Annotated in this window: 24 protein-coding genes; 11 read left to right on the top strand and 13 right to left on the bottom strand. The window is 66.2% G+C overall.

Features of this window, described 5'->3' with window-relative positions:
• Positions 1 to 16: 16 nt before the first annotated feature.
• Genes HBF25_RS00120 through HBF25_RS00105 form a run of 4 tightly spaced genes read right to left on the bottom strand, consistent with a single transcriptional unit; the run spans position 17 to position 1,984 of the window.
• The gene (locus tag HBF25_RS00120) at positions 17 to 571 is read right to left on the bottom strand and encodes a YceI family protein (protein ID WP_166945398.1); all 555 of its coding nucleotides are present in this window, start codon (positions 569 to 571) and stop codon (positions 17 to 19) included.
• Positions 572 to 579: 8 nt separating this feature from the next.
• The gene (locus HBF25_RS00115) at positions 580 to 1,050 is read right to left on the bottom strand and encodes a SixA phosphatase family protein (protein WP_166945396.1); all 471 of its coding nucleotides are present in this window, start codon (positions 1,048 to 1,050) and stop codon (positions 580 to 582) included.
• 50 nt (positions 1,051 to 1,100) lie between these two features.
• Entirely contained in the window at positions 1,101 to 1,733 is a 633-nt protein-coding gene (locus tag HBF25_RS00110; protein WP_166945394.1) for a ParA family protein, read from the bottom strand.
• A gap of 53 nt (positions 1,734 to 1,786) precedes the next feature.
• Positions 1,787 to 1,984 carry an antitermination protein NusB gene (locus HBF25_RS00105; protein WP_166945392.1) on the bottom strand — a complete coding sequence of 66 codons (198 nt, stop codon included), beginning with the start codon at positions 1,982 to 1,984 and terminating at the stop codon, positions 1,787 to 1,789.
• Positions 1,985 to 2,159: 175 nt separating this feature from the next.
• On the opposite strand from HBF25_RS00105, the gene HBF25_RS00100 reads away from it, so the two are divergent.
• Positions 2,160 to 3,200: a hypothetical protein gene (locus HBF25_RS00100; protein WP_166945390.1), complete on the top strand. Its 1,041-nt coding sequence runs from the start codon at positions 2,160 to 2,162 to the stop codon at positions 3,198 to 3,200.
• A gap of 263 nt (positions 3,201 to 3,463) precedes the next feature.
• Here HBF25_RS00100 and speE read toward each other — a convergent pair whose 3' ends face one another.
• On the bottom strand, positions 3,464 to 4,321 hold the full coding sequence (gene speE, locus HBF25_RS00095) for a polyamine aminopropyltransferase (protein ID WP_166945388.1): 858 nt from the start codon (positions 4,319 to 4,321) through the stop codon (positions 3,464 to 3,466).
• 293 nt (positions 4,322 to 4,614) lie between these two features.
• On the opposite strand from speE, the gene speA reads away from it, so the two are divergent.
• Both speA and HBF25_RS00085 read left to right on the top strand, forming a co-directional pair.
• A complete protein-coding gene (gene speA, locus HBF25_RS00090; RefSeq protein WP_166945387.1) occupies positions 4,615 to 6,504 on the top strand; it encodes an arginine decarboxylase in 1,890 nt (629 codons plus the stop codon).
• A gap of 17 nt (positions 6,505 to 6,521) precedes the next feature.
• Positions 6,522 to 7,424, top strand: a complete 903-nt coding sequence (locus HBF25_RS00085) for an NAD(P)-binding domain-containing protein (RefSeq protein WP_166945385.1) — start codon at positions 6,522 to 6,524, stop codon at positions 7,422 to 7,424.
• A 182-nt stretch (positions 7,425 to 7,606) separates the two neighbouring features.
• On the opposite strand, the gene HBF25_RS00080 is transcribed toward HBF25_RS00085, so the two are convergent.
• Positions 7,607 to 8,350, bottom strand: coding sequence for an SPOR domain-containing protein (locus HBF25_RS00080; protein ID WP_166945383.1), 744 nt, complete (start codon positions 8,348 to 8,350; stop codon positions 7,607 to 7,609).
• Positions 8,351 to 10,039 (bottom strand): arginine--tRNA ligase, encoded by a 1,689-nt coding sequence (gene argS, locus HBF25_RS00075; RefSeq protein ID WP_166945381.1) that lies wholly within the window; start codon positions 10,037 to 10,039, stop codon positions 8,351 to 8,353.
• Positions 10,040 to 10,765: 726 nt separating this feature from the next.
• Here argS and HBF25_RS00070 point away from each other — a divergent pair.
• Entirely contained in the window at positions 10,766 to 11,890 is a 1,125-nt protein-coding gene (locus HBF25_RS00070) for an FAD-dependent monooxygenase (RefSeq protein ID WP_166945379.1), read from the top strand.
• A 7-nt stretch (positions 11,891 to 11,897) separates the two neighbouring features.
• Here HBF25_RS00070 and radC read toward each other — a convergent pair whose 3' ends face one another.
• Complete coding sequence (gene radC, locus HBF25_RS00065; RefSeq protein ID WP_166945377.1) at positions 11,898 to 12,629, bottom strand: RadC family protein; 732 nt, start codon at positions 12,627 to 12,629, stop codon at positions 11,898 to 11,900.
• Positions 12,630 to 12,783: 154 nt separating this feature from the next.
• Between radC and coaBC the strand changes: the two genes are divergently transcribed.
• The 3 genes from coaBC to HBF25_RS00050 are packed head-to-tail and all read left to right on the top strand — an operon-like array spanning position 12,784 to position 16,800.
• Entirely contained in the window at positions 12,784 to 13,995 is a 1,212-nt protein-coding gene (gene coaBC / locus HBF25_RS00060; protein ID WP_166945375.1) for a bifunctional phosphopantothenoylcysteine decarboxylase/phosphopantothenate--cysteine ligase CoaBC, read from the top strand.
• Positions 13,992 to 14,447, top strand: a complete 456-nt coding sequence (gene dut, locus HBF25_RS00055) for a dUTP diphosphatase (RefSeq protein WP_166945373.1) — start codon at positions 13,992 to 13,994, stop codon at positions 14,445 to 14,447. Before coaBC ends, dut begins: the two co-directional genes overlap by 4 nt.
• Before the next feature lie 40 nt (positions 14,448 to 14,487).
• On the top strand, positions 14,488 to 16,800 hold the full coding sequence (locus HBF25_RS00050) for a phosphomannomutase/phosphoglucomutase (protein ID WP_341777997.1): 2,313 nt from the start codon (positions 14,488 to 14,490) through the stop codon (positions 16,798 to 16,800).
• Between the two features lie 6 nt (positions 16,801 to 16,806).
• Here the strand turns inward: HBF25_RS00050 and HBF25_RS00045 are convergent, their stop codons facing one another.
• The 3 genes from HBF25_RS00045 to HBF25_RS00035 all read right to left on the bottom strand — a co-directional run bounded on the left by HBF25_RS00045 (position 16,807) and on the right by HBF25_RS00035 (position 18,722).
• Positions 16,807 to 17,463, bottom strand: a complete 657-nt coding sequence (locus HBF25_RS00045) for a DUF4124 domain-containing protein (protein ID WP_166945369.1) — start codon at positions 17,461 to 17,463, stop codon at positions 16,807 to 16,809.
• Between the two features lie 97 nt (positions 17,464 to 17,560).
• A complete protein-coding gene (gene pyrE, locus HBF25_RS00040; RefSeq protein WP_166945367.1) occupies positions 17,561 to 18,208 on the bottom strand; it encodes an orotate phosphoribosyltransferase in 648 nt (215 codons plus the stop codon).
• A 1-nt stretch (position 18,209) separates the two neighbouring features.
• Positions 18,210 to 18,722 carry a GNAT family N-acetyltransferase gene (locus HBF25_RS00035; protein ID WP_166945365.1) on the bottom strand — a complete coding sequence of 171 codons (513 nt, stop codon included), beginning with the start codon at positions 18,720 to 18,722 and terminating at the stop codon, positions 18,210 to 18,212.
• A 72-nt stretch (positions 18,723 to 18,794) separates the two neighbouring features.
• Between HBF25_RS00035 and HBF25_RS00030 the strand changes: the two genes are divergently transcribed.
• Genes HBF25_RS00030 through HBF25_RS00020 form a run of 3 tightly spaced genes read left to right on the top strand, consistent with a single transcriptional unit; the run spans position 18,795 to position 21,234 of the window.
• Positions 18,795 to 19,565, top strand: a complete 771-nt coding sequence (locus HBF25_RS00030) for an exodeoxyribonuclease III (protein WP_166945363.1) — start codon at positions 18,795 to 18,797, stop codon at positions 19,563 to 19,565.
• Complete coding sequence (locus HBF25_RS00025) at positions 19,562 to 20,875, top strand: AmpG family muropeptide MFS transporter (RefSeq protein WP_425483415.1); 1,314 nt, start codon at positions 19,562 to 19,564, stop codon at positions 20,873 to 20,875. Before HBF25_RS00030 ends, HBF25_RS00025 begins: the two co-directional genes overlap by 4 nt.
• Positions 20,876 to 20,910: 35 nt before the next feature.
• A complete protein-coding gene (locus HBF25_RS00020) occupies positions 20,911 to 21,234 on the top strand; it encodes a ribbon-helix-helix protein, CopG family (protein ID WP_208392346.1) in 324 nt (107 codons plus the stop codon).
• Between the two features lie 6 nt (positions 21,235 to 21,240).
• On the opposite strand, the gene HBF25_RS00015 is transcribed toward HBF25_RS00020, so the two are convergent.
• Together HBF25_RS00015 and HBF25_RS00010 are read right to left on the bottom strand one after the other, a co-directional pair.
• On the bottom strand, positions 21,241 to 22,356 hold the full coding sequence (locus tag HBF25_RS00015) for an anhydro-N-acetylmuramic acid kinase (RefSeq protein ID WP_166945361.1): 1,116 nt from the start codon (positions 22,354 to 22,356) through the stop codon (positions 21,241 to 21,243).
• Positions 22,357 to 22,358: 2 nt separating this feature from the next.
• The gene (locus HBF25_RS00010; protein ID WP_166945359.1) at positions 22,359 to 23,822 is read right to left on the bottom strand and encodes an OapA family protein; all 1,464 of its coding nucleotides are present in this window, start codon (positions 23,820 to 23,822) and stop codon (positions 22,359 to 22,361) included.
• Between the two features lie 182 nt (positions 23,823 to 24,004).
• Between HBF25_RS00010 and tyrS the strand changes: the two genes are divergently transcribed.
• A complete protein-coding gene (gene tyrS, locus HBF25_RS00005; protein ID WP_166945357.1) occupies positions 24,005 to 25,210 on the top strand; it encodes a tyrosine--tRNA ligase in 1,206 nt (401 codons plus the stop codon).
• Positions 25,211 to 25,547 lie beyond the last annotated feature (337 nt).

Genomic DNA, 25,547 nt, shown 5'->3' with positions numbered 1-25,547 from the left:
ATGGATGGCCGCCGGCTCAGGGAGCGGACAGCACGATGGCCATGCCGAGGGTGACCCGGTCGGACAGGGCGCCGCGATGGCCGCGCATGTCGAAGTCGGTGCGGTCGATGCTGCCTTCCAGCTGGAGGACGCAGCCGGCCATGGCGTCGGCCGGGCAATGGTTGGGTTCCAGGTGGAAGGTCACCGGGCGGGTGATGCCGCGCAGGGTGAGGCTGCCCTCGATGTCGCTGCCTCCGCTGAGCGTATGCAGGGACACCGGCAGTGACACGAAGTGGATCTGCGGATGGTGCTCGGCATCGAAGAACTCCGGCGCCAGCACCCAGCGGCGCAGGCGCGCGGATTCCATGCGGATGCTTTCGGTGTCGATGTCGGCCTTGACCACGGCCGTTCGGGCCTGGCGGTCGATGGAGACTTCACCGCGAATGCCGTCGAAGCTGCCGGAGACCGTGCTGACCCAGAGCAGGCGAACGCTGAACTCGGCGCGCGAGCGGAGCGGATCGATGTGCAGGTCGGCGGCGGCAAGAGGCGTCGTCGTCAGGAGCAGGGCGATCGCCGGCAGCAGGAAACGCATTCGGTGGCTCAGTTGGGTGGCGACCAGAAGGTTTCGAGTTTCGCCGTGCCGGGTTGCAGGGGGCCATCGAAGACCAGGCGTGCCATGCCGGCGGGCGGCATGCCGCGATAGTCCTCGGAACGACCTTCGGTGAGGAAGGCTACCAGTTGCTCTATGCCGGGATTGTGACCGACCAGGACCACGCGCTCGGCGTCGGCTTGTTGATCCAGCAGGTCGTAGAGGTCGCCGACGGTGGCGTCGTAGATGCTGTCTTCGTAGGAAGGTTCGATCTGGCCCAGGGCCAGCGCCGCGGTTTCACGGGTGCGCTCGGAGGGCGAGCAGAGGACGCGGTCGTAGGTGATCTTGTGCTCGGCGAGCCATTGTCCGGCTGCGCGGGCTTCGTTCTTTCCGTGTTCGGTGAGTTTTCGCTCGCGGTCGTCCTTGCCTTCCTTGCCGTGCGGCGTCGCTTCGGCATGGCGTAACAGGATGAGTTCTCGCATGGATGTCTCCCTCCGCTAGAGCCACATGACGTGGCGTGGTGGTCGGTGCGTCAGCTGTTGCGCTTGATCCAGCGCAACACCCTGGCCCAGTCCTCCTGGTGCCCGCGCACGTTTTCCGAGTGGTAATCGAAGATGCCCTTACCGAGGGCGGTGAGCAAGACGTACGCCTGCGAGTCGCGAAGTTCCCCGACCACGGGAAACGGCGCACGTCCGGCCAGCTCCGCGAGCGCGGCCTGGCTGGCATTGGTCCATGGCTTCAGGCGGTTGGCGACCAGCCCTACGGGCAGCTTGCCGCGCTTGACCCGGCCGATGCCCTGCAAGGTGCCGAGGAAGTCGAGCGTGGCATCCAGGTCGAACTGCGAAGGCAGCACCGGCACGAGGATGACGTCGGCTTTTTCCAGATACGGTTCGAGGTCCTTCTCGTCGACACCCGCGGGGGTGTCGACGATCACCCGCTGGATATCGTCGGACAGCCGGTCGAAGGCCTTGCGGCTGCCTTCGATGGCGGTCACCGCAGGGGCATTCTCCGGGCGTCTGTCCACCCAGCGCAGGCTGGAGTGCTGGCGGTCGGCGTCGATGATGGCCGTGTGCTTGCCGGCCTGCGCCCAGTGCGTGGCCAGCTGGGTGACCAGCGTCGTCTTCCCGCAACCACCCTTGCTGCTTGCCACGAGCGTCGTAAGCATCCGCGCGCACCTGCGATGGGGAGGGCTCTAGCCTACACAGGCTGGCGCCCGGGTCAAAAGATCTTGGTCCGCACTTTCGGTAACAGTACGAGGATGAGGGTGGCGATGGGGCCAAGGATCAGCGAGAGGGCCCACCAGGCGAGGCCGCCGCGGTTCTTGCCCTGGGCGAGGCCGGCATTGATGAGCGCCAGCGTGCCCCAGCCGACGAAGAAACCAGCACGTTCGCTGGCAAGGATGGCAAATTGATCCATTGTAGGTTCCTGTTCTGTCGCAGGATTGATGCAGCGGTCGTGCCGGCCCCCTGCCGGTGGTCCCCCCGCGCAAGCTTCCGATGGTAGCAATGTCTTTCGTTTGTGAAAGCGTACCCGGCAGCTTCCGTTCATGGTGGGGCGGTATCCTTCCCTTTTTATGTCATGGAGATGGCCCATGCGGGGACGTCGCGCCGTAGCTTTTGCCCTTTCGGGCCTGCTTTCGCTGTCTGCTTTCGCCGCCACGCCTTACCAGGCCGCCAAGGCGCCGGCCAAGGGGCCTGTTGCCGCGCAGAAGAACCGCACCAAGGCCCTGTTGCAGTTCCAGAAGGACCTGGCCAGCGTCGTCGCGCTGAGCACCGAGGCCGAGCCCCTGCTGGGTGCCGCCCTGCTGGCGCGTCCGCTGGTCAATCCGCCCGAGGTGCTCACCTACCACGCCCTGCTGGAGCGCGCCGCGCGAAATGCCGACGCTGGTCCACGCGTGGCCTGGGCGCAGCTGGCCGATTGCGATGCCAAGGCCGGCAGCTGCCCCAATGCCGACGCGGTGGCCAGCCTGGTGAACCAGGCCCCCGACAACGCGGCAGTGTGGCTGCTCAAGCTCGGCATGGACATGCCGCAGGGCAACGACAAGCAGGCCCGCGAGGATCTGGCGAAGGCCGCCAGCGCGAAGTCGTACGACGATTACCTCGGCGCCAGCATGAAGGCGCTGGCCATGTCGGTCAGCCAGCTTCCCCCGCCGCCGGATACGTTCGATCCGTTGCAGGGCGCCGGTGCGGCCGGTGTGCAGCTGGAAATCGTCTTCGGTCTGGCCGCGACCCAGCCGTTGCCGATGTTCCCGGCCGCCGCGCAGTACTGCGAAGGCCACAAGGATGACCAAAGCGTGGTGACCGACTGCCTGAAGCTCGCCAAGGTGCTCGAATGGGGCAGCAGCCCGCTGGGTCGCTCGCTCGGCCTGCACCTGCGCGAGACCCTGGCACCGGAAGCCGCCGACCAGCTCTCGGCGAAGAATGCCCGCCTCAACCTCGTCTGGCAGATGCAGCAGTTCGCCCGCCTGCACATGGAAGGCCTCGGCGACCGCTCGAAGGCCCAGAAGCTGCTCTCCCTGGCCCGCAGTGGCGGCACCGAAATGAGCGTGGTGCTGGCCGCGCTCAACGCCTACGGCATCAAGGCCGAAGCGCCCCCCGGCTGGGAGCCGGGCAAGCTCGAAAGCGCCAAGTGACCAACCCGCACCCGCTGACCCTGTAGGAGCGCGCCTCGCGCGCGCCCCCTCAGAACGGCTATGGCGAACGAGGCCTTGCAATGGTCGTGCGAGCGGTTAACCGCCGGCCCGACCATCGCAAGGCCTCATCGTTTTACAGGAAAGGGTGAGGGGTCGCGCGCGAGGCGCGCTCCTACACAAGCGAGTGAATCCGCGAGGTCTGGCGGGATGAAAAAAGGCGCCCATCGGGCGCCTTTTTTCGCATGCAGCAGTGATCCGCAGGCTTACTCGCCCAGCGCCTCGCGCATGAATTCCGGCTGGGCCAGGGCGCCCTTGTGGATGTCGGCGTTGTAGTACTTCGTGGCGAAGTTCTTGCTGAGGGCGCCGCGCTCGCGGAAACCCGAGAGATCGCCGTCCTTGCGGGCCATGGTGCAGCTCCACCAGCCGGTGGGATAGCACGGCTGCGGGAAGGGCAGGGTGCGCACGGCCTTGAAGCCCGTGGTGCGCATGGCCGAGCGCATGGCCTTGATCAGCTCGATGTGGGCCATCGGCGATTCCGACTGCTGCACCAGGATGCCGCCGTGGCGCAGGGCCTTGTAGCAGCTGGCGTAGAAGGCGGCGTTGAACAGGCCTTCGGCCGGGCCGACCGGGTCGGTGGAGTCGACGATGATGAGGTCGATGGATTCCGGCTCGGCCTCGGCCATGTACTTGATGCCGTCGATGAACAGCAGCTCGGCGCGCGGGTCGTTGTTGGCGTCGCACAGTTCCGGGAAGTACTGCTCGGCGAGGCGGGTGACGCGCTCGTCGATCTCGACCTGGGTGGCCTTCTCTACTTCCTCGTGCTTGAGCACCTCGCGCAGCGTGCCGCAATCGCCGCCGCCGATGATGACGACGCGCTTGGCGCGGGCGTGGGTGAACAGCGCCGGGTGGGTCATCATCTCGTGGTAGAGGAAGTTGTCGCGGCTGGTGAGCATCACGCAGCCGTCGATCACCATGAGGTTGCCCCAGTCGGTGGTCTGGTAGATCTCGATGGTCTGGAACGGCGTCTTCTCGGCGTGCAACAGGCGCTCGACGCGGTAACCGATGGATGAACCCGAGGCCTGGTGGGCTTCGGTAAACCAGCTGAGCTGCTGCTGCGACATGACGCTTGTTCCTGGAAACGGTAAGGGGTCTGAACAGGGGATTGTACCGGCTCCTGATGAAAAAGCGGCCAAGGCCGTCCCCGCGGATCCTGGCCGGATGGATACACGGATGTCATGGGTGCCCGCTACAATACGAGGTCTGCCCGCCTCCAAGGGGTGGTGGGCCCAGCCTGGTCGGCCCCGCGGCGTGCGAGGCTCCCGGCCGCCAGGCCCGTTTGAGTCAAGGTTCGCCGCTGCGACTGTTCCGCGCCCCCGGAAAGGGCTCGACACACTCACCTGGAGAAACGTTTGCCATGGCGAACTGGACCATCGATCGCGCGAAGCTGACCTACGCGATCCCGCACTGGAGCAACGGCTACGTCGACGTAGCGGGCAACGGCCATCTCAACATCCGCCCCCGCGGCGATGAAGGCCCCACCCTCGACCTGCCGGCCATCGTGGAGCAGGCCACGCGCGAAGGGCTGCGCCTGCCCCTGCTCGTGCGCTTCCCCGACATCCTGGCCGACCGCCTTTCCCGCCTGCAGGAGGCCTTCGCCAAGGCCATCGACGATGCGGACTATGCCGGCTCGTACACGGCTATCTACCCCATCAAGGTGAACCAGCAGCGCGGCGTGGTCGGCGAGCTGGTCGCCGCCGGCGAGCACGGTTTCGGCCTCGAAGCCGGCTCCAAGCCCGAGCTGATGGCCGTGCTGGCGCATGCCCGTCCGGGCAGCATGGTGGTCTGCAACGGTTACAAGGATCGCGAGTACGTGCGCCTGGCGCTGATCGGCCGCAAGCTCGGCCTGCGCGTGCACATCGTGATCGAGAAGCTCTCGGAGCTGGACCACGTGCTCGCCGAGGCCAAGGTGCTCGACGTCGAGCCGCTGCTGGGCGTACGTGTGCGCCTGGCCTCCATCGGCGCGGGCAAGTGGCAGAACACCGGTGGCGACAAGGGCAAGTTCGGCCTCAGCCCGGGCCAGGTGCTGGAGCTGATCGACCGCCTGGATGCCGCCGGCCTGAAGCACACCCTGCGCCTGCAGCACTTCCACATGGGCTCGCAGATCTCGAACGTCCGCGATATCGCCGCCGGCATGCGTGAAGCGGTGCGTTACTTCGTCGAACTGCATCGCCTGGGCGTGCCCATCGACATCGTGGACGTGGGTGGCGGCCTGGGCGTGGATTACGAAGGCACCCGCTCGCGCAGCTTCAACTCCATCAACTACAGCATGGGCCAGTACGCCGCCAGCGTGGTACAGCCGCTGGCCGAGGCCGTGGCCGAGTACGGCATGCCGGCGCCCACGATCTTCACCGAGTCCGGCCGCGCGATGACCGCGCACCACGCCGTGATGGTGGTAAACGTCAGCGAAGTGGAAGAAGTGCCCGAGGGTACGATTCCGGCCGAGCGCGACGGCGAGCCGACGGTGCTGCGCCACCTGCGCGAGACCCACGCCGAGCTGGACCAGCGTCCGCCGCTGGAGCTGTTCCACGAGGCCCAGCACCATTTCGCCGAAGGCCAGGCCCTGTATGCACTGGGTCAGCTCGACCTGCGCGATCGTGCCCGTCTCGACGAGCTGTTCTATGCCATCGCCAACGCAGTGCGTACGCGCCTGCTGCCGGCCGAACGCGCCCATCGCCAGGCGCTGGACGACCTCGACGAGAAGCTGGTCGACAAGTACTTCGTGAACTTCTCGGTGTTTGAGTCGGTGCCGGACATCTGGGCCATCGACCAGATCTTCCCGATCGTGCCGATCTCGCGCCTGGACGAAGAGCCGACCCGTCGCGGCGTCATCGCCGACCTCACCTGCGATTCCGATGGCCGCATCGACCACTACGTGGACGCCGAGGGCGTGGACGTCAGCCTGCCGCTGCATGCACTGAAGGACGACGAGTCGTATCGCCTGGGCATCTTCATGGTGGGCGCTTACCAGGAGACCCTGGGCGACATCCACAACCTGTTCGGCGACACCGATGCGGTGAATGTCCGCGCTACGGCCGGCGGCTACGAGTTCGCGCACATCCGTCGTGGTGACACCACCGACCTGATGCTCGACTATGTGGGCTACGACCTGAAGGCGCTGCGCCAGTCCTACGCGGACCGCATCGCGGCAGCGGGCATCGGCGGCGACGAGGCGGCGACGCTCACCGAGGCGCTGGAGAAAGGCCTTACAGGCTACACCTACCTCGCGGAGACCGCGGGGCGCTGAACCGGACGCGGCGCTTCATGCGCCGCGTTTTTTTTGCACGTACGACGACGGATAACGCAATGACGATCAAGGCAGCATTCATCGGACTGGGTGCCATGGGCGCCCCCATGGCCCGGCACCTCCACGACAAGGGATTGCTTGCCGCCGTCGGCAACCGCACGCAGGCGCGCGCGGACGAACTGGCGAAGGAACTGGGCGTGCAGGCCCCGGATACGGCGGCCATCGCCGCATCGTGTGATGTGATCGCGCTGTGCGTCAGCGCGGATGCCGATGTGATCGGCGTGGTGGAGGCGCTGGCGCCATCGCTGTCCAGGGGCGACATCGTGATCGACCATTCCACGGTGGCGCCCGCCACGGCGCAGCGTGCCGCGCGCATCCTTGCCGATGTCGGTGCGCATTTCCTCGATGCGCCGGTGTCCGGCGGTGTGGAAGGCGCGAAGAACGGCAAGCTGTCGGTGATGGTCGGCGGCGAGGCAGACGTGCTCGAACGCGCGCGGCCGGTGCTTGAGGCTTATGGCGCGCGTATTACCCACATGGGGCCGGTGGGTAGCGGCCAGGCGACGAAGGCCGTGAACCAGGTGCTGGTGGCCGGTATCGCCCAGGCGGTGACAGAAGGCCTGGCCCTGGGCGAGGCGCTGGGGCTGGAGGCGGATCGCCTGATTCCCACGCTGGGTGCGGGCGCGGCGGGCAACTGGTTTCTGGAAAAGCGTGGCGGCACGATGCTGCGCAACGAGTTCTCGGTGGGCTTCAAGCTGGGCCTGCTGCACAAGGACCTCGGCATCGTGCGTGGTATCGCGCAGGACGCGGGCACGGATCGGACCATCATCGAGCAGTCGCTGGCGAACTATGCCGAGCTGATGTCGCAGGGGTATGGCGATGACGATATTTCCGCGTTGATCCGGTTGAAGCGGAAGAGCTGAGGGGCGCTTCGTAGCGGTCGCGCGCAGGCGCGCTCCTACAGGGCGGCTCGTGCAGAAGCGCGCCCCCGCGCGACAGCCCCAGTCCATGTAGGAGCGCGCCTTGCGCGCGACCGGATCAGGCCGAAACTCCAGCCATAAAAAAGCCCGCCGAAGCGGGCTTTTTTATGCGAGGTGCCAAAGACTCAGCTGCCTTCCTTCAAGGCAATGGCGCTGATCCCCGCCGACTGCAAGCGCTGCTTCGTGCTTTCCAGGTCGGTAGCCGACTTGAACGGCCCCAGGCGCACACGGTTGTAAGTCTGCGCGCCCACCTTCACCGATTGCACGTTCGCCACGAAACCCTGCAAGGCCAGCTTGGCCTTCAGCGCTTCGGCATCCGATGCGCTCGGGAATGCACCCACCTGGAGCAGGTAACCCGAACCCGCCGACTGCGCGGCAGGCTGGGCCGGCTGCGAGGGCGTGGCGGTCACAGTCTGCGTGGTGGCCTTCGGCAGGTTCGCGGCGACGACGGCGGCCTGCTGCGGAGGCTGCTGTGCCTGCTGCTGTGCGGCGGCCTGCTGTGCGGCCTGTTGCTGGGCCGCCTGCTGTTGCTGCTTTTGCTGCGCCTCGGCACTGGCCTGCGCGCGGATCTCGGCATCGGGGATGCGGACTTCCTTCTCCGAAAGCACTGAGTAGAAGTCGTACGACGGCTTCTTCGGCTTCTCGGGCTCGGCCTGGTCCGCCACGCCCGGGTCGCTGCCCTTCTGTGCGGTGGCCTGCGGGTTCGGTTCCGGGCCGTCTTTCTTGATGGGGATGATGCTGCCGCGCATCGCGACGGCCATCAGCACGGCACCGGCGAGGATACCGATCAGCGCCCAGCCCCAGCCCGGCATGCCACCGGAGCTGTTGCGAACGGCCTGGCGGCCCTTGCCCTTCTTGCGTGTTGCCATTTACATGCTCTCCGGGGCGGAAATGCCCAGCAGATCCAGACCGTTGCGAAGCACCTGCTGCGTGGCGGCCACCATGGCGAGGCGGGCGTCGCGCAGATCGGCGTCGTCGACGATCCACTTGTGCTCGTGATAGTAGCTATGGAGCGCGCGCGCAAGCTCTTGCAGGTATTGCGCGATCAGGTGCGGTTCCAGATTGGCCGCGGCCGCCTCCACCACTTCTGGATAACGCGACAGCTCCACCATCAGCACCTGCTCGTGCTCGTTGTCGAGCAGGTCGAGCTTCGCCAGGCCATTGGCGCGATCCGTCGCCAGGCCGCGATCGGCCAGCTCACGGAAGACGCGGCAGGCGCGCGCATGCGCGTACTGGATGTAATAGACCGGGTTATCGGTGCTCTGCGAACGGGCCAGGTCGATGTCGAACACCAGTTGTGAATCGGCCTTGCGGGCGATCAGGAAGTAACGCGTGGCGTCGCGGCCCACTTCGTCGATGAGATCGCGCAGGGTGACGTACGAACCGGCGCGCTTGGAGATCTTCACCTCTTCGCCGCCCTTCATCACCGTCACCATCTGGTGCAGCACGTACTCGGGCCAGTTCTTCGGAATGCCGGCGTCCAGCGCCTGCAGGCCGGCCTTCACGCGGGCCAGCGAGCCGTGATGATCGGAGCCCAGCTCGGTGATGGCGCGCTCGTAGCCACGCTGCCACTTGGTGCGGTGGTAGGCCACGTCGGGCAGGAAGTAGGTGTAGGTGCCGTCGGACTTGCGCATGACGCGGTCCTTGTCGTCACCGAAATCGGTGGTACGCAGCCACAGCGCGCCGCCTTCCTCGTAGGTGTGCCCATGTGCGACCAGCTCGCGCACGGTCTCGTCCACCTTGCCCCCGGTATAGAGGGAGGATTCGAGGTAGTACACGTCGAAGCCGACGCCGAAGGCCTTCAGGTCGAGATCCTGCTCGTGGCGCAGGCAGGCCACGGCGAAACGACGGATGTCGTCGAGGTTGTCGACGTCGCCGCTACCGGTGACGACCTCGCCATCGGCTTCCACCGATTCCTTCGCCAGGAAGGCGCGGGCGACGTCGGCGATGTAGTCACCGCGATAACCCGACTCGGGCCAGCCCGCGTCGTCCGGGCCGATGCCCCTGGCGCGGCACTGGGTGGAGAGAGCCAGGTTGGCGATCTGCACGCCGGCGTCGTTGTAGTAGAACTCGCGGAATACCTTGTAGCCGGCCGCGTGCAGCAGGCGGCTGATGCTGTCGCCGATGACCGCCGCGCGGCCGTGGCCGACATGCAGCGGACCGGTGGGATTGGCCGAGACGAACTCGACGCCGGCCGTGCGGCCGCCACCGTCCTGGTTGTGGCCGTAGCTGTCGCCCAGCGCGAGGGACTGGCGGATTTCGGCGTGGAACGCGGCCGGGGCCAGGAAGAAGTTGATGAAGCCGGGGCCGGCGATCTCGACCTTGCCCACGAGCGGGGAAACCGGAAGGGCCTCCACCAGGTCGGTGGCGATGTCGCGCGGCTTACGGCCGGCAGCCTTGGCCATCATCATGGCGGCATTGGTCGCGAAATCGCCGTGCTCGCGACTGCGCGTGCGCTCGATGACGAACGCGGGGGCGACGAAGTCGGAAGGCAGCTTGCCGGACTCCCGCAGGGCGCCAATCGCCTGAAGGACAAGTTGTTTCAGCGGATGTTTCACGGGATGTGCGACGCGGAGATGGAACCCGCAATCCTATCAGAAAGGCAAAACCCGCCCTTCGGGTCTGTCCACAGATCCCTTGCTGCCTGTGGATAACTCTGTGAACAAAGCTCCCGTCAAGTGCCTTCGAAGCCCCCCAGCCCCTCTTGACATCGTTGCGTCACAAGTAAAGGTATTTGAGATCAGTAAGTTAAGTGCCTGACCTGTGCAAGGACAGCAGCTGTGACCGGCAAGTGGGAAAGATCGCAAATGTGCATAAGTCCTTCGGTGGCCGTCGCCTTCGGGGGATTTTCGGCACGTCATGGGTCTGTCATCGGCCACTGTCACACTTTTGTCCGTGCCCGGTGTCTCCCCGCCATGGCACGACGGGTTATCGACGCCCCTCCCTCGATAGATGACCCACGAAGGCGCGAGCGGCACTCGCGCCTTTATTTTTGCGATTCGCCGGATGCCAGACCATCCGACGAACGCAGCGCTCTTGCAGGAGCGCGCCTTGCGCGCGACAGCCGCTTGCGATGGCCCCCCGGTCGCGCGCAAGGCGCGCTCCTACAGAAGCCGAGTCACGTGGCCAGGAAACGAGCTGGTCGCGCGCAAGGCGCGCTCCTACAGACAGCCGGGCCAGGTGGTCTGGAAACGGGTCACTCGCACGATTTGATGGTTTCGTACCGGACACCCCATGCCCGATCCGGGAAGATGTCGGCTCTTCGACACCCGGAAGCCCAGCGGATGGATCAACCCCAGAATCAGCGTGTCCTCATTGCCGGAGGCGGCATCGCCGGCCTCGCCACCTTGCGGGCCCTGGCCCAGAAGGGGGTGCCGGCCACCATCGTCGAGCGCAGCCTCCAGGCCGCCGACGCCGGTCTGGCCATCAACCTGCCCGGTAATGCCGTGGCTGCCCTGCACCGGCTGGGGCTGGGCGAGGCGATCGAGCGCCTGGGGTATCCGGTGAAGCGTCGCGAGTACCGCACGCGGAAGGACCGGATCCTCGCGTCGATCGATGAGGACGCTTTCTGGGGAGATGCGATGCGGCCGCGTGCGGTGCGTCGCTCGGACCTGATGAACATGCTCGCCAGCGGCCAGGATGCCTCCCACATCCTGCGCGGAACCGGCGTGGCCTCGGTCTCGCAAGACGCCACGGGCGTCCGCACCCGCCTGGCCGATGGCCAGGAGTGGATATCGGACCTGCTCGTCGGTGCCGATGGCGTGCGCTCGACGATCCGGTCCAGCGTGGCCGGCACGACCGGAGCCTCCAGCGCGCGGCTTGCCGCGGCAAGCTGGCGTTTCATGGGCCCGAACCCCGGCCTCGATTGCTGGACCCTGTGGACCGGCGAGCGCGGCATGGTGCTCCTGCTGCCGGTGGATGAGCGCACGGTCTATGGCTGGGCCGCGGCCACGTCGGCCGGCGCCGCCGACAGCGACCTGTCGCTGCTGCGTGATGTAGTGCGCGACTTCCCCGCGCGGGTGCGCGAGACGATGGACTCCGTGCTGGCCTATCCCGGGTCGGTGTATCACTCGCCCATCGAAGAGGTGCGCCTCACTTCCTGGAGCCGCGACCGCATCCTCCTGATTGGTGACGCCGCGCACGCCACGGCCCCGGTCTGGGCCGAGGGCGCCGCGCTGGCGATGGAAGACGCCCTGGTGCTGGCGGATATCGTCGCGAAGGAGGGCGCGGGCCCGGCGGTGGGGCAGCGTTTCGAGGCAGCACGCCGTTCCCGCGTCGAACACGTGCAGGCGATGACCGACAAGCTCTCCAAGGCAGCCCGCCTGCCACATGCGCTGCGCAGCCTGCTGATGCCGTTCATCACCCCGCGCAGCTATGCGGCGACCTATGGTCCGTTGAAGCAGCCCTGACGGATCGTCAGATAAGCCCCCGTGAGGCCATGGACACCGTTTCGCCATGGCCGACCACGATGTGGTCGAGCACGCGGATATCGATCAGCGCCAGCGCTTCGGTGAGCCGGCGGGTGATGTCCAGATCCGCCGTGCTGGGTTCGGCGATGCCCGACGGATGGTTGTGGGCGAAGATAACCGCGCTCGCCTGATGGCGCAGGCATGCTCGCACGACCTCCCTTGGATAGACGCTGGTGCCATCGATGGTGCCGCGGAACAATTCTTCATAGCCCAGTACGCGATGGCGGGTGTCCAGGAAGAGGCAGGCGAACACCTCGTGGGCCAGGTGCCGCAACCGTGATTCGAGATAGGCGGTGCTGTCGGCGGGCGAGCGGAGCGCAGGCAGGTCTGCCAGGCCTTCGGCGAGTGAACGCCGGGCCAGCTCCAGCGCGGCGACGATGCGCGCCCGCTTCGCGGGGCCCACGCCGTGCACCCGGGGCATGTGGTCCGGGTCGGCGAGCAGGCGCCCCAGGCTGCCCGCCTCGCCGAGCAGCGCCCGGCCCGTGGCGACGGCATCGCGGCCGGCACTGCCGCTACCCAGCAGGACGGCAATGAGTTCGGCATCGGAAAGCGCCACGGCACCATGGCGCAGCAGCCGTTCGCGAGGGCGTTCGCTTTCGGGCCATTGCGGGATGGTTCCGGCGGTGTAGCGAGGCGTGCGGGCATCCCCCACCCCTTGCGCGTGGGTATCCTGTTTCATCTTCGTGTTCCGGTGTCGGCGACGGCCCACGGTAGGCGGATGACCGGCAAGCCGCGATGGAAGGATTCTGAAAAAGCGCCGCTCGTCGCCCGCGACGGAGGTAGGCGCGAAATCCGCTAAGCTAACCAGCCTTTAGAGCAAACGCTGTTTCGCCATGAGTCTTCGTCAGCGTCGCATCCTGATCGGCGTCACCGGCGGCATCGCCGCCTACAAGGTCTGCGAGCTCGTCCGTCGCCTGCGTGATCTCGAAGCCGAGGTCCGTGTGGTGATGACCGAGGGCGCCACCCACTTCGTCACGCCCACCACCTTCCAGGCGCTGTCCGGACAGCCGGTGCGGGTGAGCCTGTGGGATGAGCACGGCGAAGCCGCCATGGGCCATATCGAGCTGGCCAGATGGGCCGAGCGTGTGCTCATCGCCCCCGCCAGCGCCGATGCCATTGCCCGTCTGGCGCATGGTTTTGCCAACGATCTGCTCAGCACCGTTGTGCTCGCCACCGCGGCACCCGTGTACGTGGCGCCGGCGATGAACCAGCAGATGTGGGCCCATCCGGCAGTGCAGGCCAATATCGGCACGCTGCGCGTGCGTGGCGTGGGCATCCTGGGGCCGGCCGATGGCGACCAGGCCTGCGGCGACATCGGTTCCGGTCGCATGCTCGAACCGCACGACCTGCGTGACCGCCTCGTGGCCTCGTTCGGCAGCCAGGCCTTGCACGGCCGACATGTGGTCGTGAGCGCGGGCCCCACTTACGAAGACATCGATCCGGTGCGCTTCATCGGCAACCGCAGTTCCGGTCGCATGGGTTTCGCCGTGGCCGCCGCGGCCCGCGATGCCGGTGCGGAGGTCACGCTGGTGGCCGGTCCGGTATCCCTGCCGACACCGCCAGGTGTCACGCGCATTGATGTGCGCAGCGCGCGGCAGATGCAGGACGCCGTGCTCGCGGCCTGCCAGCGCAGCGATATCTACGTGGGAGCGGCCGCCGTGGGTGATTACCGCCCGGCAGGCACGGCCGACCACAAACTGAAGAAGGTCGACGGGTCCCCGCTGCACCTGGAGCTCACCGAAAACCCGGACATCATTGCGGCCCTCGCGGCGCAACCCGGACATCCCTTCCTGGTGGGCTTCGCCGCCGAAACGCACGAGCTGGCCAGCTACGCGCAGGACAAGCTGCGTCGCAAGGGCCTGGACATGATCGCCGCCAACGAAGTGGGCGCGGGCAAGGGCTTCGAAGTGGCCGAGAACGCACTGCACCTGTACTGGCCCGGTGGCGATCTCGTACTCCCCACCCGGCCCAAGACCGAACTGGCGCGACAGCTCATCGAGCACATCGCCGAACGCTTCCTTTCCGGCCACGGACCGACACCTTGATCGACATCGAACTGAAAATCCTCGACCCGCGCCTGGGCGACAGCATCCCGCTGCCCGAACCGGCGACGGCAGGCAGCGCAGGCATGGACCTGCGCGCGGCCACCGAGGCACCCGTGACCCTGGCTCCGGGCGAAAGCCTGCTGGTGCCCACTGGCATGGCCATCCACATCGGCGATCCGGCCTGGTGCGCGCTGATCGTTCCGCGCTCGGGCCTGGGTCACAAGCAGGGCCTGGTGATGGGCAACCTGGTGGGCGTCATCGATGCCGACTACCAGGGCCCGTTGATGATTTCCTGCTGGAATCGCGGAAATGCGACGGTGACCATCGCGCCGGGCGACCGGATTGCGCAACTATTGCTCGTGCCGGTAGGCCGCGCGCGTTTGCGCGTGGTAAACGAATTCCAGCCGTCGCAGCGGGGCGAAGGCGGATTCGGTTCCACCGGCGTGGGCTGACACGACGACAAGGGGCGGCATGGCTCGGATAACGGGAGGGGTGGGGCGGAGACTCCGTATCGATCTGCGTCGCACGCTGCCGCTGGCGGGAGCGACGCTGCTCATCGTGCTGGGGTTTTTCTGCGCGTGGCAGACCTGGCTCATCGCCGACAAGGAGCGCGCGGCCGAGCGTACGCACGCTGCCCAGCGGGAGGCCGTGCAGGCCATCGCGGGCGTCGTGAACGGATACCAGGGCGCCTTTCGCAAGGCCATCGGCGACCCGGCGCTCGCCGTCATCCTTGACGACCATCCGGCCGTGGCCGCCCGCCTTCGCCTTGCCATGCCGGATGCGCGGGCTGTGGACGTCTACAGCAACGGCCTCGATGAAGTGGTGCATGCCGACTACCGCACCTTCGGGTATGCCAAGGCCGCACAGCTGATGAGTGCGCTGGGCACGGAAACGGCTGTCCCTGCGTCCACGTTGCTGGTGAATGGCCAGCGGCGAATGTCCCTCGTGGAGCCCATCGGTGATATCCGGGATCCACGCGCCTGGATCTGGCTGGAATTTCCGTTCGACGCAATCACCCAGCACTTCGAGGCTGTTTCCCCCGCAGGCGGCCGCCTTGAACTGCACCAGGGCGACAATGCCGCTCCCTTGCTGACCCGCGGTTCCCGTGCGGCGGAACTGGAAGCGACCGGGATGCCGGTGCCGGGAACGATGTTTTCCGTCATGGCAGCCATGCCCCGCGCCTTCATCGTGCTGCCCGATTCGGTCGTGGTCGCTGGCGTGCTGACGCTGCTCTGCCTGGGTGGCGGTGGTTTTCTCGCCTGGCGACGAAACCATCTTCCGCCGCCCGTGGATGACGAGCCGGAACCGGACATCCTTGTTGCCGATGTGGTGCGCAAACCACGCCTGCCTCCCGCAGCGGCGCCAGCCCTCGCGCATGCCGCGGAGGAGGTGGTGTCCGATATCCCGAAAGTCACGGCGGGTCCAGTGGACGCCTCGATCTTTCGTGCATACGACATACGTGGTGTCGTGGGACGCTCCCTGGGCACGGACACCGCCCGCCAGATCGGCGGTGCCATCGGCAGCCTCATGCGTGAGCATGGCCTGCATGAGATCGTGATCGGCCGCGACGGTCGTACGTCGGGGCCGGAGCTTGCGCATGCACTGTCCGACGGCTTGCGATCAGCGGGCATCGACGTGATCGACATCGGTGCCGCGCCCACGCCGGTGATCTATTTCGCGGCCTTTCACTTTGGCACGGGCTGCGCGGTGGCCGTGACGGGTAGCCACAACCCCGCCAGTCACAATGGTTTCAAGATCGTGGTCGGCGGTGAAACCCTCGCCGGCGACGCCATCACCGACCTGCGCCGGCGTATCGAAGAAGGCCAGCTTCCTGTCGATGGGCATGGCAGCCTGCGGGAGGTATCCGCAACCGGTGCCTACGTTTCCCGTGTCGTCGGCGATGTTTCCGCCGGGCGCCGGCTGAAGGTGGTGGTGGATGCCGGTAACGGCATTGCAGGCGTCGTGGCGCCGCGCGTGCTGGAAGACATCGGCTGCGAGGTGATGCCGCTTTACTGTGACGTGGACGGCACCTTCCCGAACCATCATCCCGATCCGTCCGATGCACATAACCTCGCCGACCTGATCGCCGCCGTGCGCACCACGGGCGCCGATCTCGGCATCGCGTTCGACGGCGATGGCGACCGCCTGGGTGTCGTCACGCACGAGGGCGAGATCGTACCGGCGGACCGGCTGCTGATGCTGTTTGCGCAAGACGTCCTGCTGCGCAATCCGGGTGCCACGGTCGTCTACGATGTGAAGTGCAGCGCGCACCTGCGCCCGGTCATCCAGGAGGCGGCAGGCGTGCCCCTGATGTGGCGTACGGGACACTCGATGATCAAGGCGAAGATGCGCGAGACCGGCGCCGCGCTGGGTGGCGAAATGAGTGGCCATTTCTTCTTTGCCGACGGCAATCGCTGGTACGGCTTCGACGATGGCGTGTATGCGGCGGCACGGCTGCTCGAAATCCTCGCGGGCGATCCGGAAGAGCGTGGTCTGTCCGCGCTGGTCGCCGAGTTTCCGCACGGCATGTCCACGCCGGAGCTGCGCCTGGCGATGGAGGAGGGCGCGTCGGCTCGCTTCATGGCAGCGTTCCGCGACATACCGTTCGACGATGCGCGAGTGACCACGCTTGATGGCGTTCGCGTCGACTGGGCGGATGGCTGGGGCCTCGTGCGCGCCTCGCATACCGAGGAAGCGCTCGTATTCCGTTTCGAAGCGAACGACGGCAAGGCGTTCGAGCGGATCAGGGACGCATTCCGCCAGCACATCCATGCGGTGGACAGCGGGATTTCGCTGCCGTTCTGAGCCGGCCTACTGGCCGGCGGGGGTCTGCGCGGCGGTTTTGACGTCGCGGTAATGCTTCAGCTGTGCGTCCAGCCCGGCCTTTGCGGTGTCCTTGGCCGCCTGCTGGCGCTGGAGCGTGGTGCGCAGGTTGGTCACGGTATCGCGCTGGGCGGCAATGCGATCCTTGAGATACGGCGGCACGGGCTGCTTGGCGCGCTCAAGATCCGCGGCACGGTTGAGCAGGTCGGCAAGGGCTTTCTCCTGTCCCTGCAAGCTGAGGCGCGTGGTACGGGCTGCCTGTTCGAAATTATCGACCTCGGCGTTTTTCGCCGCCATGAACGAGGTTTCGTCCGGATAGGCATTGAGCATCTGCGCGTCTTCGCGCCGGCGTTGCTCCTGTGCCTGGTCTTGTGCCGCTTTCTGGTCGGCAAGCTTGCGGGCTGCGGCGCGTTCGTCGGCGGTGAGCGCCCTGTCGACATGGCGTACCGTCATGCCCTGGCCGTTCACCACGTCATAGCCCGACTTGAGGGCATCGGGTGTGAGCGTGTCGCTGAAGATGGAGGCGCCCGAGGCGTCCTTCCATTTGTAGCGGACGCCGTTGTTGTTGGATGTGTTGCTCTGGGCGAGTGCCGCCGTGCCAAGGCACAGCGCGGCTCCCGCCAGGATGTAACGTACAGCTCGCATGGTGTTCCCTCCTGAAGCCGGAGTATAGCCAGCCATCGGAGGGGAACCATGCGCAGGCCGCTATCGCGACCCCCTGCGTGACGCAGTCGCGCTTTTGTCAGGCCTTGACGCCGTACTGCTCGCGATACGCCACGAGGCGCGCGTGCTCGGCGGCCAGTTCCGGACGCTCGCCCGCATAGGCGAGCACGTCGGCGAGGCTGGCGATGGCGATCACGGGGATGCCGAAGTGCTTCGATACTTCCTGGGCGGCCGACAGCTCGCCCTGGCCGCGTTCCTGGCGATCGAGTGCGATCAGCACGCCAGCCGGTTCGGCCCCCTGCGCGCGGATGAGCTCGAGGGATTCACGCACGGCGGTGCCGGCGGTCATCACGTCGTCGACGATCAGCACCTTGCCCTTCAACGGGGCGCCGACCAGCGTGCCACCCTCGCCGTGGTCCTTGGCTTCCTTGCGGTTGTAGGCCCAGGGAATGTCCCGGTCCTGGGTATCCGCCAGGGCAATGGCCGTGGCGGCGGCCAGGGCGATGCCCTTGTAGGCCGGACCGAACAGCATGTCGAAGGCCACGCCGGAGCGGGTGGCCGCCGCGGCGTAGGAGCGACCCAGGCGGGCCAGTGCGGCGCCGGAGTCGATGCGGCCCATATTGAAGAAGTACGGGCTGCTGCGGCCGGATTTCAGCGTGAACTCGCCGAAACGCAGGACGTCGCGGGAAAGGGTCAGTTCGATGAATTCGCGCTGGTAATCGTGCACGTCAGGAAATCTCTGCTGGGTTCGATGGGGGCAGCGAGGCCCACATCACATGTTGCGGGCCCGCCGACCCGCCATGGTACAGCGTGCCGCTGTCGACATAGCCGGCCCGGGCATAGGCGCGGACGGCGCCTTCGTTGCGTACGTTCACGGTAAGCAGGATGCGCTGGCGGTCCGGGTGCCGTCCGGCGACGTATGCGGCGATGGCTGCGAGCGCACGTGTACCCAGGCCCCGGCCCTGTCGATGAGCATCGATGAGGAAGCTGCGCAGCGCCACTGCGCCGGCGATCAGTGGCGAATCACCCAGCGCCGCCGCCGTGCGATCGATGCGCACATAACCCACCACCGCACCGTCTTCCAGCAGGGCCAGCGCCTCGCTGCCGGGACATACGGCGACATCGGCCAGGGAGTCGGATACCTGGCCTACGAACATGGTTTGCGCCGGGTGGACGGCGAGCGCGCTGACCGCGGCACGCAGGCTGTCGTCGACGGGGCGCACTTCGATGTTCGGCATCATTGTTACATCCTAACAGGAGGCCGTCGGCGCAAGCCGCTATCATGCGGTCCTCGACGTCGCAAAGAAGATCCCATGCGCATCATCTCGCTGAACGCCAACGGCATCCGTTCCGCCGCCACCAAGGGCGTGTTCGACTGGCTTCGCCAGCAGGACGCCGACGTGGTCTGCCTGCAGGAAACCAAGGCCCAGGAATCGCAGCTCACCGATGCGATGTTCCGGCCCGATGGCCATCATTGCTTCTATCACGACGCCCGCAGCAAGAAGGGCTACAGCGGCGTGGCCATCTATTCGCGTCGTGAACCCGATGAAGTGCGTACTTCGCTGGGCCGCGAAGATTTCGACTGCGAAGGCCGCTACATCGAAGCCCGCTATGGCAATCTCAGCGTGGTGTCGTTCTACATCCCGTCGGGTTCCTCGGGTGACGAACGCCAGCAGTACAAGTTCCGCGTAATGGAATGGCTCACCCCGATCCTGCGCGAGTGGGCCGCCAGCGGCCGCGACTACGTGCTGTGCGGCGACTGGAACATCGTGCACACGAAGAACGACATCAAGAACTGGACCTCCAACCAGAAGAACTCCGGCTGCCTGCCCGAAGAACGCGCATGGCTCGACCTGCTGTTCAACGAACTGGGCTGGGTCGACAGCTTCCGCGCACTGAAACCCGATGCCGTGGAATACACCTGGTGGTCCAACCGTGGCCAGGCACGGGCCAACAACGTGGGTTGGCGCATCGACTACCAGATCGTCACCCAGGGCCTGCGCGATCGCCTGCGCGGTTGTTCGATCTACCGTGACGAGCGCTTCTCCGACCACGCGCCCTACACCGTGGATTACGCCGAGTGAGCGAAGCGTCGGGAACGGTCCGCTACAAGGGCCTGCGGGGTGTCCTTGCGGCCTTCGCCCAGCCGGGTGCCATCACCATGCTGCTGTTCGGCATCGGTTCGGGCCTGCCGTTCCTGCTGGTCGGCAATACGCTGTCCGCATGGCTGAAGGAGTCGGGGGTGGATTACGGTGCCATCGGCATCGCCAGCTTCGTGACCTTCGCCTACAACTTCAAGTTCGTCTGGGCGCCGGTCGTGGACAAGTTCCGCCTGCCGCTGTTCTGCCGGCTGGGGCAGCGACGTGGCTGGCTGTTGTTTGCCCTGCTGCTGCTGGCGGCGGGGCTGCTGGGCATGGCGGCGATGCCGCCGACGCTTTCCCTGCAGGTGTTCATGGGCATGACCCTGCTGGCGGCCATCGCGGGCGCCACCATCGACATCGTGGTGGATGCCTACCGCGTGGAGATTGCGCCCATCGAGGCACAGGGGGCACTCGCAGCCACCTATACGCTGGGATACCGGCTGGGTCTCATCGCGGGCGGCGCTGGCATCCTCATCGTGGCCGACATGGTGGGCTGGCAGCGCGGCTACGTGGTGATCTGCGCCCTCATCCTGATTCCGGTGGCGGCGGTCTTTGCCGCCCGCGAGCCCGAACACCGTGTACGCGAGCGGGTGCCGTTGCGCCAGGCGGTGGAAGAAAGCTTCATCGGGCCATTCCGCGACTTCTATTCGCGCTTCGGACTCGTGCTGGCGGCGGGCCTGCTGGTTTTCGTGGCCCTGTTCCGCCTGCCGGACCAGATGCTGGGGGCAATGGCTTATCCGTTCTACCTGGACGCCGGCTTCAGCAAGACGCAGATCGCCGAGGTATCCAAGGTCTATGGCCTGATCATCGGCATCGTGGGCGCCCTGGCGGGCGGCTGGGCGGTCACCCGGTTCGAGATGCGGCGCCTGCTGGTGATCTCCGCGATCGGCGTGGCGCTGTCCAACATGCTCTACCTGCTGATGGCGCAGAACCCCGGCCAGACCTGGGCCTTCGTGGCGACGCTGTCGGGCGACAACCTCGCCCAGGGCTTCGCCGGGCCGGTGCTGGTGGCCTTCATGTCATCGCTGGTCAATCGCAGCTTTACCGCCACCCAGTACGCCCTGCTCAGCTCGCTGGCCAACCTGCCCGGCAAGCTGATCGGCGGCTTTTCGGGCTTCCTCGTGAAGGGTGCGGGCTACCCGGCACTGTTCATCATCAGCACGGTGTCGATCGTGCCCACGCTGCTCGTGCTGGCGTGGCTGTGGCCGCGTATTCCGGGCCTGTCGAAGCCGGTTCCGGTCAATGCGCCCTGACGGCAAACCTGTGTAAGATCGGCAGCACAGGGGGCATGCGCGAGGAGGTCACGCACGTGCCGGATATCGTAGTGCGACATATCGACGACCAGATGGCCGAGCGGATCAAGACACTTGCCCGCGAACGCCGCTGGTCGATCAATGAGGTGATCCTGCATGCGTTGCGCCATGGCCTCGGCCTTGGCCCGAGCGACGCATTCGGCGAACTGCTGCTCGATCCGGGCGATATCGCCCATCTTCACGGCACCTGGGATGCCAGCGAACAGGCCGCCTTCCAGGAGGCACTGTCTGCCCTGGCCCAGGCCTCGCCCGACCGGCTGGCGAAGCCGGCCGGCAAGGCGACCGACGAATCCCTTTGAAGCCGGTCAGGGTGCGGCGTACAGCGCGCCCAGCAGGCGGGGGCCCTTTGCGCCGGTAACGGCCGGCAGGTTGCCGGGTTCGCCACGCAGACGGCGGTAGGCCAGCCAGGCAAAGCCCATGGCTTCCATCAGATCCGGGTCGATATCGAAATCGGCGCTCACCACCAGGGCCTTGTCTTCCAGGCGCATCGCGATGGCCTGCATCAAGGCGAGGTTGTGCACGCCACCGCCGCAGGCCACGATGTCCAGTGCGTCGCCGGCGTGCTCGCGGATGGCATCGGTGATGGAGACGGCGCTGAGGGAGAGCAGGGTGGCCTGTACGTCTTCCGGTGCCAGTTCCGCCACGCGCGGATGCCGGTCGAGCCAGCCCAGGTGGAAATGCTCGCGGCCTGTGCTCTTGGGCGGCGGCAGTACGAAGTAGGCATCGTCCAGCAGTTCGGCGAGCAGGTCGGGGTCGACCGTGCCGGACAGGGCGAAACGGCCGTCGCGATCGTAGGCTTCGCCACGGTGGCGCAGGCACCAGGCGTCCATGAGGCCATTGGCCGGGCCGGTATCGAAACCGGTGACGCCCCCGTCGGAAGTGAGCCGGGTGACGTTCGCGATGCCGCCCAGGTTGAGCACCACGCGGGCGCCTTCGCGCGGGCGCAGCACTGTGGCGTGGAACGCGGGCACGAGTGGGGCGCCCTGGCCGCCGGCGGCCACATCGGGCCGGCGGAAGTCGCCGATGGTATCGATGCCGGTGTTTTCCGCGATCACCGAGGGATCGCCGATCTGCAGCGTGAAGGGCAGGTCGCCGTCGGGGCGGTGACGGATCGTCTGGCCGTGCGAGCCTATGGCCGCGACCTCGCTCGCAGCAACGCCGGCTTTCGCCAGCACGGCATGCGTGGCCTCGGCGAAGGCGCGCGCCACGGCGACGTCGAGCCGGCCGTAGGCATCCAGGTCGAGGCGTTCCTCATCCTGGGCCACGGCAAGGATGCGCCGGCGCAGGTTTTCGTCCCATGGATGCGTGAGGCCCGCGACAAGCGCGGGCCTTTCGTTGCGGAAGCGGACCAGCGCGGCATCGATGCCATCCGCGCTGGTGCCCGATATGAGGCCTACGTAGAGGCCGTCGTGTAGTGCCACGGTCAGTCGTCGCTCTTGGCTTTGTCGTTGCCGGGCTTGGTGTCGGCGCTGGCGAGCTTGACGTTGCTGTCGACGCGGTTGAGACGCGCAAGCTGCGGTGCCACGACCTCCTTCTTGAACTTCGCCAGCTGCGCGGCCGGCAGCGGTTCGGGCTTGGGAAGGGTGACCGTCTGCGGGTCGCGCTGGACGTTGTTGACGCGGAACTCGTAGTGCAGGTGCGGACCGGTGGCGAGGCCGGTCATACCGACGAAGCCGATCGTGCTGCCCTGGCTCACGCGCTGGCCGACGCGCAGGTTGGCGAAGCGCGACATGTGGCCGTAGGCGGTGCTGATGGTGGCGTTGTGCTGGATAACCACGAAGTTGCCATAGCCATTCATCCAGCCGCGAAACTTGACCACGCCGTCACCCGCCGCATGGATGGGCGTGCCGGTGGGGGCGGCGTAGTCCACGCCCTTGTGCGCGCGCATCTTGCCCAGGATCGGGTGCATGCGGCCGGCGCTGAACTGCGAGGAGATACGGGTGAAGTCGACCGGGATGCGCAGGAAGGAGCCGGTGAGCGGACGGCCTTCCTCGCTGAAGTAGCTCACCTTGCCGTCGGTGTTCTTGAAGCGGTAGGCGGTGTAGCGCTTGCCCTGGTTCACGAACTCGGCGGCCACGATGTCGCCTTCGCGCAGGAAGGCGCCGTCGCTGTAGACGTCGTCGTAGATGACGGTGAAGTTGTCGCCGACGCGCAGGTCCTGCACGAAGTCGATGTCGAACTTGAACACCTCGGCCAGCTTCAGCACCATCGCCGTGCTCATGCCGGCCTTGGTGGCGGCGCCGAACAGCGAGCCGTCGATGACGCCGTGGGCCATGTGCTCGCGACGCTGCACGTCGCGCGTCTGCGTGGTGAGCTGCGGGCTGGCGCCGTCGAGGCGCAGGGTGGCGATCTTGCTTTCGTCCTGGTCGAAGCGCACGCCCTTGAGCGTGCTGTCCGCGCCGATGAGGAACTGGAATTCCTGGCCCGGCTTGATCTGGTGGAACACCTTGCTGCCGCCCGCGCCGTCGATGACGTGCTGCAGGTCGGTCATGGTGAGATTCTGGTCGAGGAAGATGTCAGCCAGGGTCTGGCCCGGCTGCACCTGCACCGTCTGCCATTCCTCGACGGGAGCCACCGGCTTCACGGAGGCGGGGTCGATCTTGGGCAGGGCGAGCGGAACGACGGAATGAACGAGGGGCTCGGTGACCTTGGGCGACTTCATCGCACCGGCCCACGCGGGAATCACCAGCGCGGAAAGAATGACCAGCAGAAAGGCCGTGCCGGCGAGGATCCAGCGCTCGCGGCTCCAGCTGAGCGGCTCCGACGAAGCGTTGCGACTGAACGACCAGTGGGCGCGGCTATCGTAGAAGTGCGAATGGCTGCGTTGCGCCTTGCGGCGTATGGCCTGCTTGCGCGCATGGTGCGCTGCCCGTTTCACATCACCCATTGTCGTCTGTATGTCCGCTCGCCCCGAGGTTGCCGCGTACCATAACGGCCTCGTGCAAAGACAGTCAACGCCTTTTCCATCAAGGCTTTGCATCGCATCTCGGGGTTAACGCACAATTAACCCCACGCCCGCTTCACGCACCCGGTGCAGGGGCGACGAACTTACCTATATAGAGAGAAAGCATGAACGAGCTGGAGCAGGCCCTGGCGCTCATCGCGCGTGGCGCCGACGAGATCATCAAGAAGGAAGACCTCGAGGCACGCCTGAAGCTGGGCAGGCCGCTGCGCATCAAGGCGGGCTTCGATCCCACCGCGCCTGACCTGCACCTGGGTCATACGGTGCTGCTCAACAAGATGCGGCAGTTCCAGGATCTCGGCCACCAGGTGATCTTCCTCATCGGCGACTTCACCGGAATGATCGGCGATCCGACCGGCAAGAACGTGACGCGCAAGCCGCTCACCCGCGAGGACGTGCTGGCAAACGCGGAAACCTACGCCGAGCAGGTCTATAAGGTGCTTGACCGCGACAGGACCGAGCTGCGCTTCAATTCCGAGTGGTTCGGCAAGATGACCGCCGCCGACATGATCAAGCTCGCTGCCCAGCACACCGTGGCGCGCATGCTCGAGCGCGACGACTTCTCCAAGCGCTTCGCGGGCCAGCAGCCCATCGCCATCCACGAATTCCTCTATCCGCTGGTGCAGGGCTACGACTCCGTGGCGCTGGAGGCCGACGTGGAGCTGGGCGGCACGGACCAGAAGTTCAACCTGCTCATGGGCCGCGCCCTGCAGGAACACCATGGCCAGGCGCCGCAGATCGTACTGACGATGCCGCTGCTGGAGGGCCTGGACGGCGTGGCCAAGATGTCCAAGTCGCTGGGCAACTACATAGGTATCAACGAACCGGCCATCGACATCGTCACCAAGACCATGAAGATCGGTGACGAGCTGATGTGGCGCTGGTACGAGCTGCTGAGCTTTGACGTCTCCATGGATGAATTGGCCACCATGAAGGCTGGTGTCGCCTCCGGTGCGCTCAATCCCCGTGAGGTGAAGCTGCGCCTGGCCCGCGAACTGGCCACGCGCTTTCATGACGCCGCGGCGGCGGAACAGGCCATCGCCGGCTGGAATGCCGTGGTGACGGGGCAGGGCGATACCTCTTTGCTTCCTCTGGATGAGATCCAGGCACCGGCAGAGGGCTTCCGTCTTGCAGCCTTGCTGACCGCCGCGGGGGTCACGCCGAGCAATTCGGAGGCGAATCGCAAGCTCAAGGAGCGTGCCGTACGCATCGATGGCGAAGTGGTGGAAGACGCTTCCCGCGTCTTCGAGGCCGGATTCGAGGGCGTGCTGCAGGTTGGCAAAAGAAACTTCGCCCGTATCCGACTGATTTAACGCGACTTTCAAAAAAAGTTCACAAAAGGGGTTGCGGCCCCTTTTTAAATCCGTATTATTCGCCTCCCCGCTGACACGGAATGCGCTTCGCAAACGGTGTCGATGTTCTTCGGAACTAGCGACCCCCTCGAAAAAAAGATTCACGAGGGTGTTGACAGAAACGAAAAACGATATAGAATGGGCGGCTCACTCAGGACGAAATGTCCTGAAGCGAAAAACGAAATGTTCTCGCTAAGTGATTGATCTTTGACAGTATGCGCAGGTGAATTGTGTGGACGCCTTGCGATGGATTGACGATGTCAACCAAATGCAAGTGTCCCACTAGAAAGAAGTCAGC

The organism is Luteibacter anthropi (assembly GCF_011759365.1).
GTDB lineage: Bacteria > Pseudomonadota > Gammaproteobacteria > Xanthomonadales > Rhodanobacteraceae > Luteibacter > Luteibacter anthropi.
The sequence above is the reverse complement of the archived record's forward strand: the minus strand, read 5'-3'. Positions and strand labels throughout refer to the sequence as shown.

Excerpts from the sequence above, each read along its gene's own strand:
- HBF25_RS00120 (WP_166945398.1), bottom strand. The coding sequence starts at position 571 with ATGCGTTTCCTGCTGCCGGCGATCGCCCTGCTCCTGACGACGACGCCT.
- HBF25_RS00115 (WP_166945396.1), bottom strand. The coding sequence starts at position 1,050 with ATGCGAGAACTCATCCTGTTACGCCATGCCGAAGCGACGCCGCACGGC.
- HBF25_RS00110 (WP_166945394.1), bottom strand. The coding sequence starts at position 1,733 with ATGCTTACGACGCTCGTGGCAAGCAGCAAGGGTGGTTGCGGGAAGACG.
- HBF25_RS00105 (WP_166945392.1), bottom strand. The coding sequence starts at position 1,984 with ATGGATCAATTTGCCATCCTTGCCAGCGAACGTGCTGGTTTCTTCGTC.
- HBF25_RS00100 (WP_166945390.1), top strand. The coding sequence starts at position 2,160 with ATGCGGGGACGTCGCGCCGTAGCTTTTGCCCTTTCGGGCCTGCTTTCG.
- speE (WP_166945388.1), bottom strand. The coding sequence starts at position 4,321 with ATGTCGCAGCAGCAGCTCAGCTGGTTTACCGAAGCCCACCAGGCCTCG.
- speA (WP_166945387.1), top strand. The coding sequence starts at position 4,615 with ATGGCGAACTGGACCATCGATCGCGCGAAGCTGACCTACGCGATCCCG.
- HBF25_RS00085 (WP_166945385.1), top strand. The coding sequence starts at position 6,522 with ATGCGCCGCGTTTTTTTTGCACGTACGACGACGGATAACGCAATGACG.
- HBF25_RS00080 (WP_166945383.1), bottom strand. The coding sequence starts at position 8,350 with ATGGCAACACGCAAGAAGGGCAAGGGCCGCCAGGCCGTTCGCAACAGC.
- HBF25_RS00070 (WP_166945379.1), top strand. The coding sequence starts at position 10,766 with ATGGATCAACCCCAGAATCAGCGTGTCCTCATTGCCGGAGGCGGCATC.
- radC (WP_166945377.1), bottom strand. The coding sequence starts at position 12,629 with ATGAAACAGGATACCCACGCGCAAGGGGTGGGGGATGCCCGCACGCCT.
- coaBC (WP_166945375.1), top strand. The coding sequence starts at position 12,784 with ATGAGTCTTCGTCAGCGTCGCATCCTGATCGGCGTCACCGGCGGCATC.
- HBF25_RS00045 (WP_166945369.1), bottom strand. The coding sequence starts at position 17,463 with ATGCGAGCTGTACGTTACATCCTGGCGGGAGCCGCGCTGTGCCTTGGC.
- HBF25_RS00035 (WP_166945365.1), bottom strand. The coding sequence starts at position 18,722 with ATGATGCCGAACATCGAAGTGCGCCCCGTCGACGACAGCCTGCGTGCC.
- HBF25_RS00030 (WP_166945363.1), top strand. The coding sequence starts at position 18,795 with ATGCGCATCATCTCGCTGAACGCCAACGGCATCCGTTCCGCCGCCACC.
- HBF25_RS00020 (WP_208392346.1), top strand. The coding sequence starts at position 20,911 with ATGCGCGAGGAGGTCACGCACGTGCCGGATATCGTAGTGCGACATATC.
- HBF25_RS00010 (WP_166945359.1), bottom strand. The coding sequence starts at position 23,822 with ATGGGTGATGTGAAACGGGCAGCGCACCATGCGCGCAAGCAGGCCATA.
- tyrS (WP_166945357.1), top strand. The coding sequence starts at position 24,005 with ATGAACGAGCTGGAGCAGGCCCTGGCGCTCATCGCGCGTGGCGCCGAC.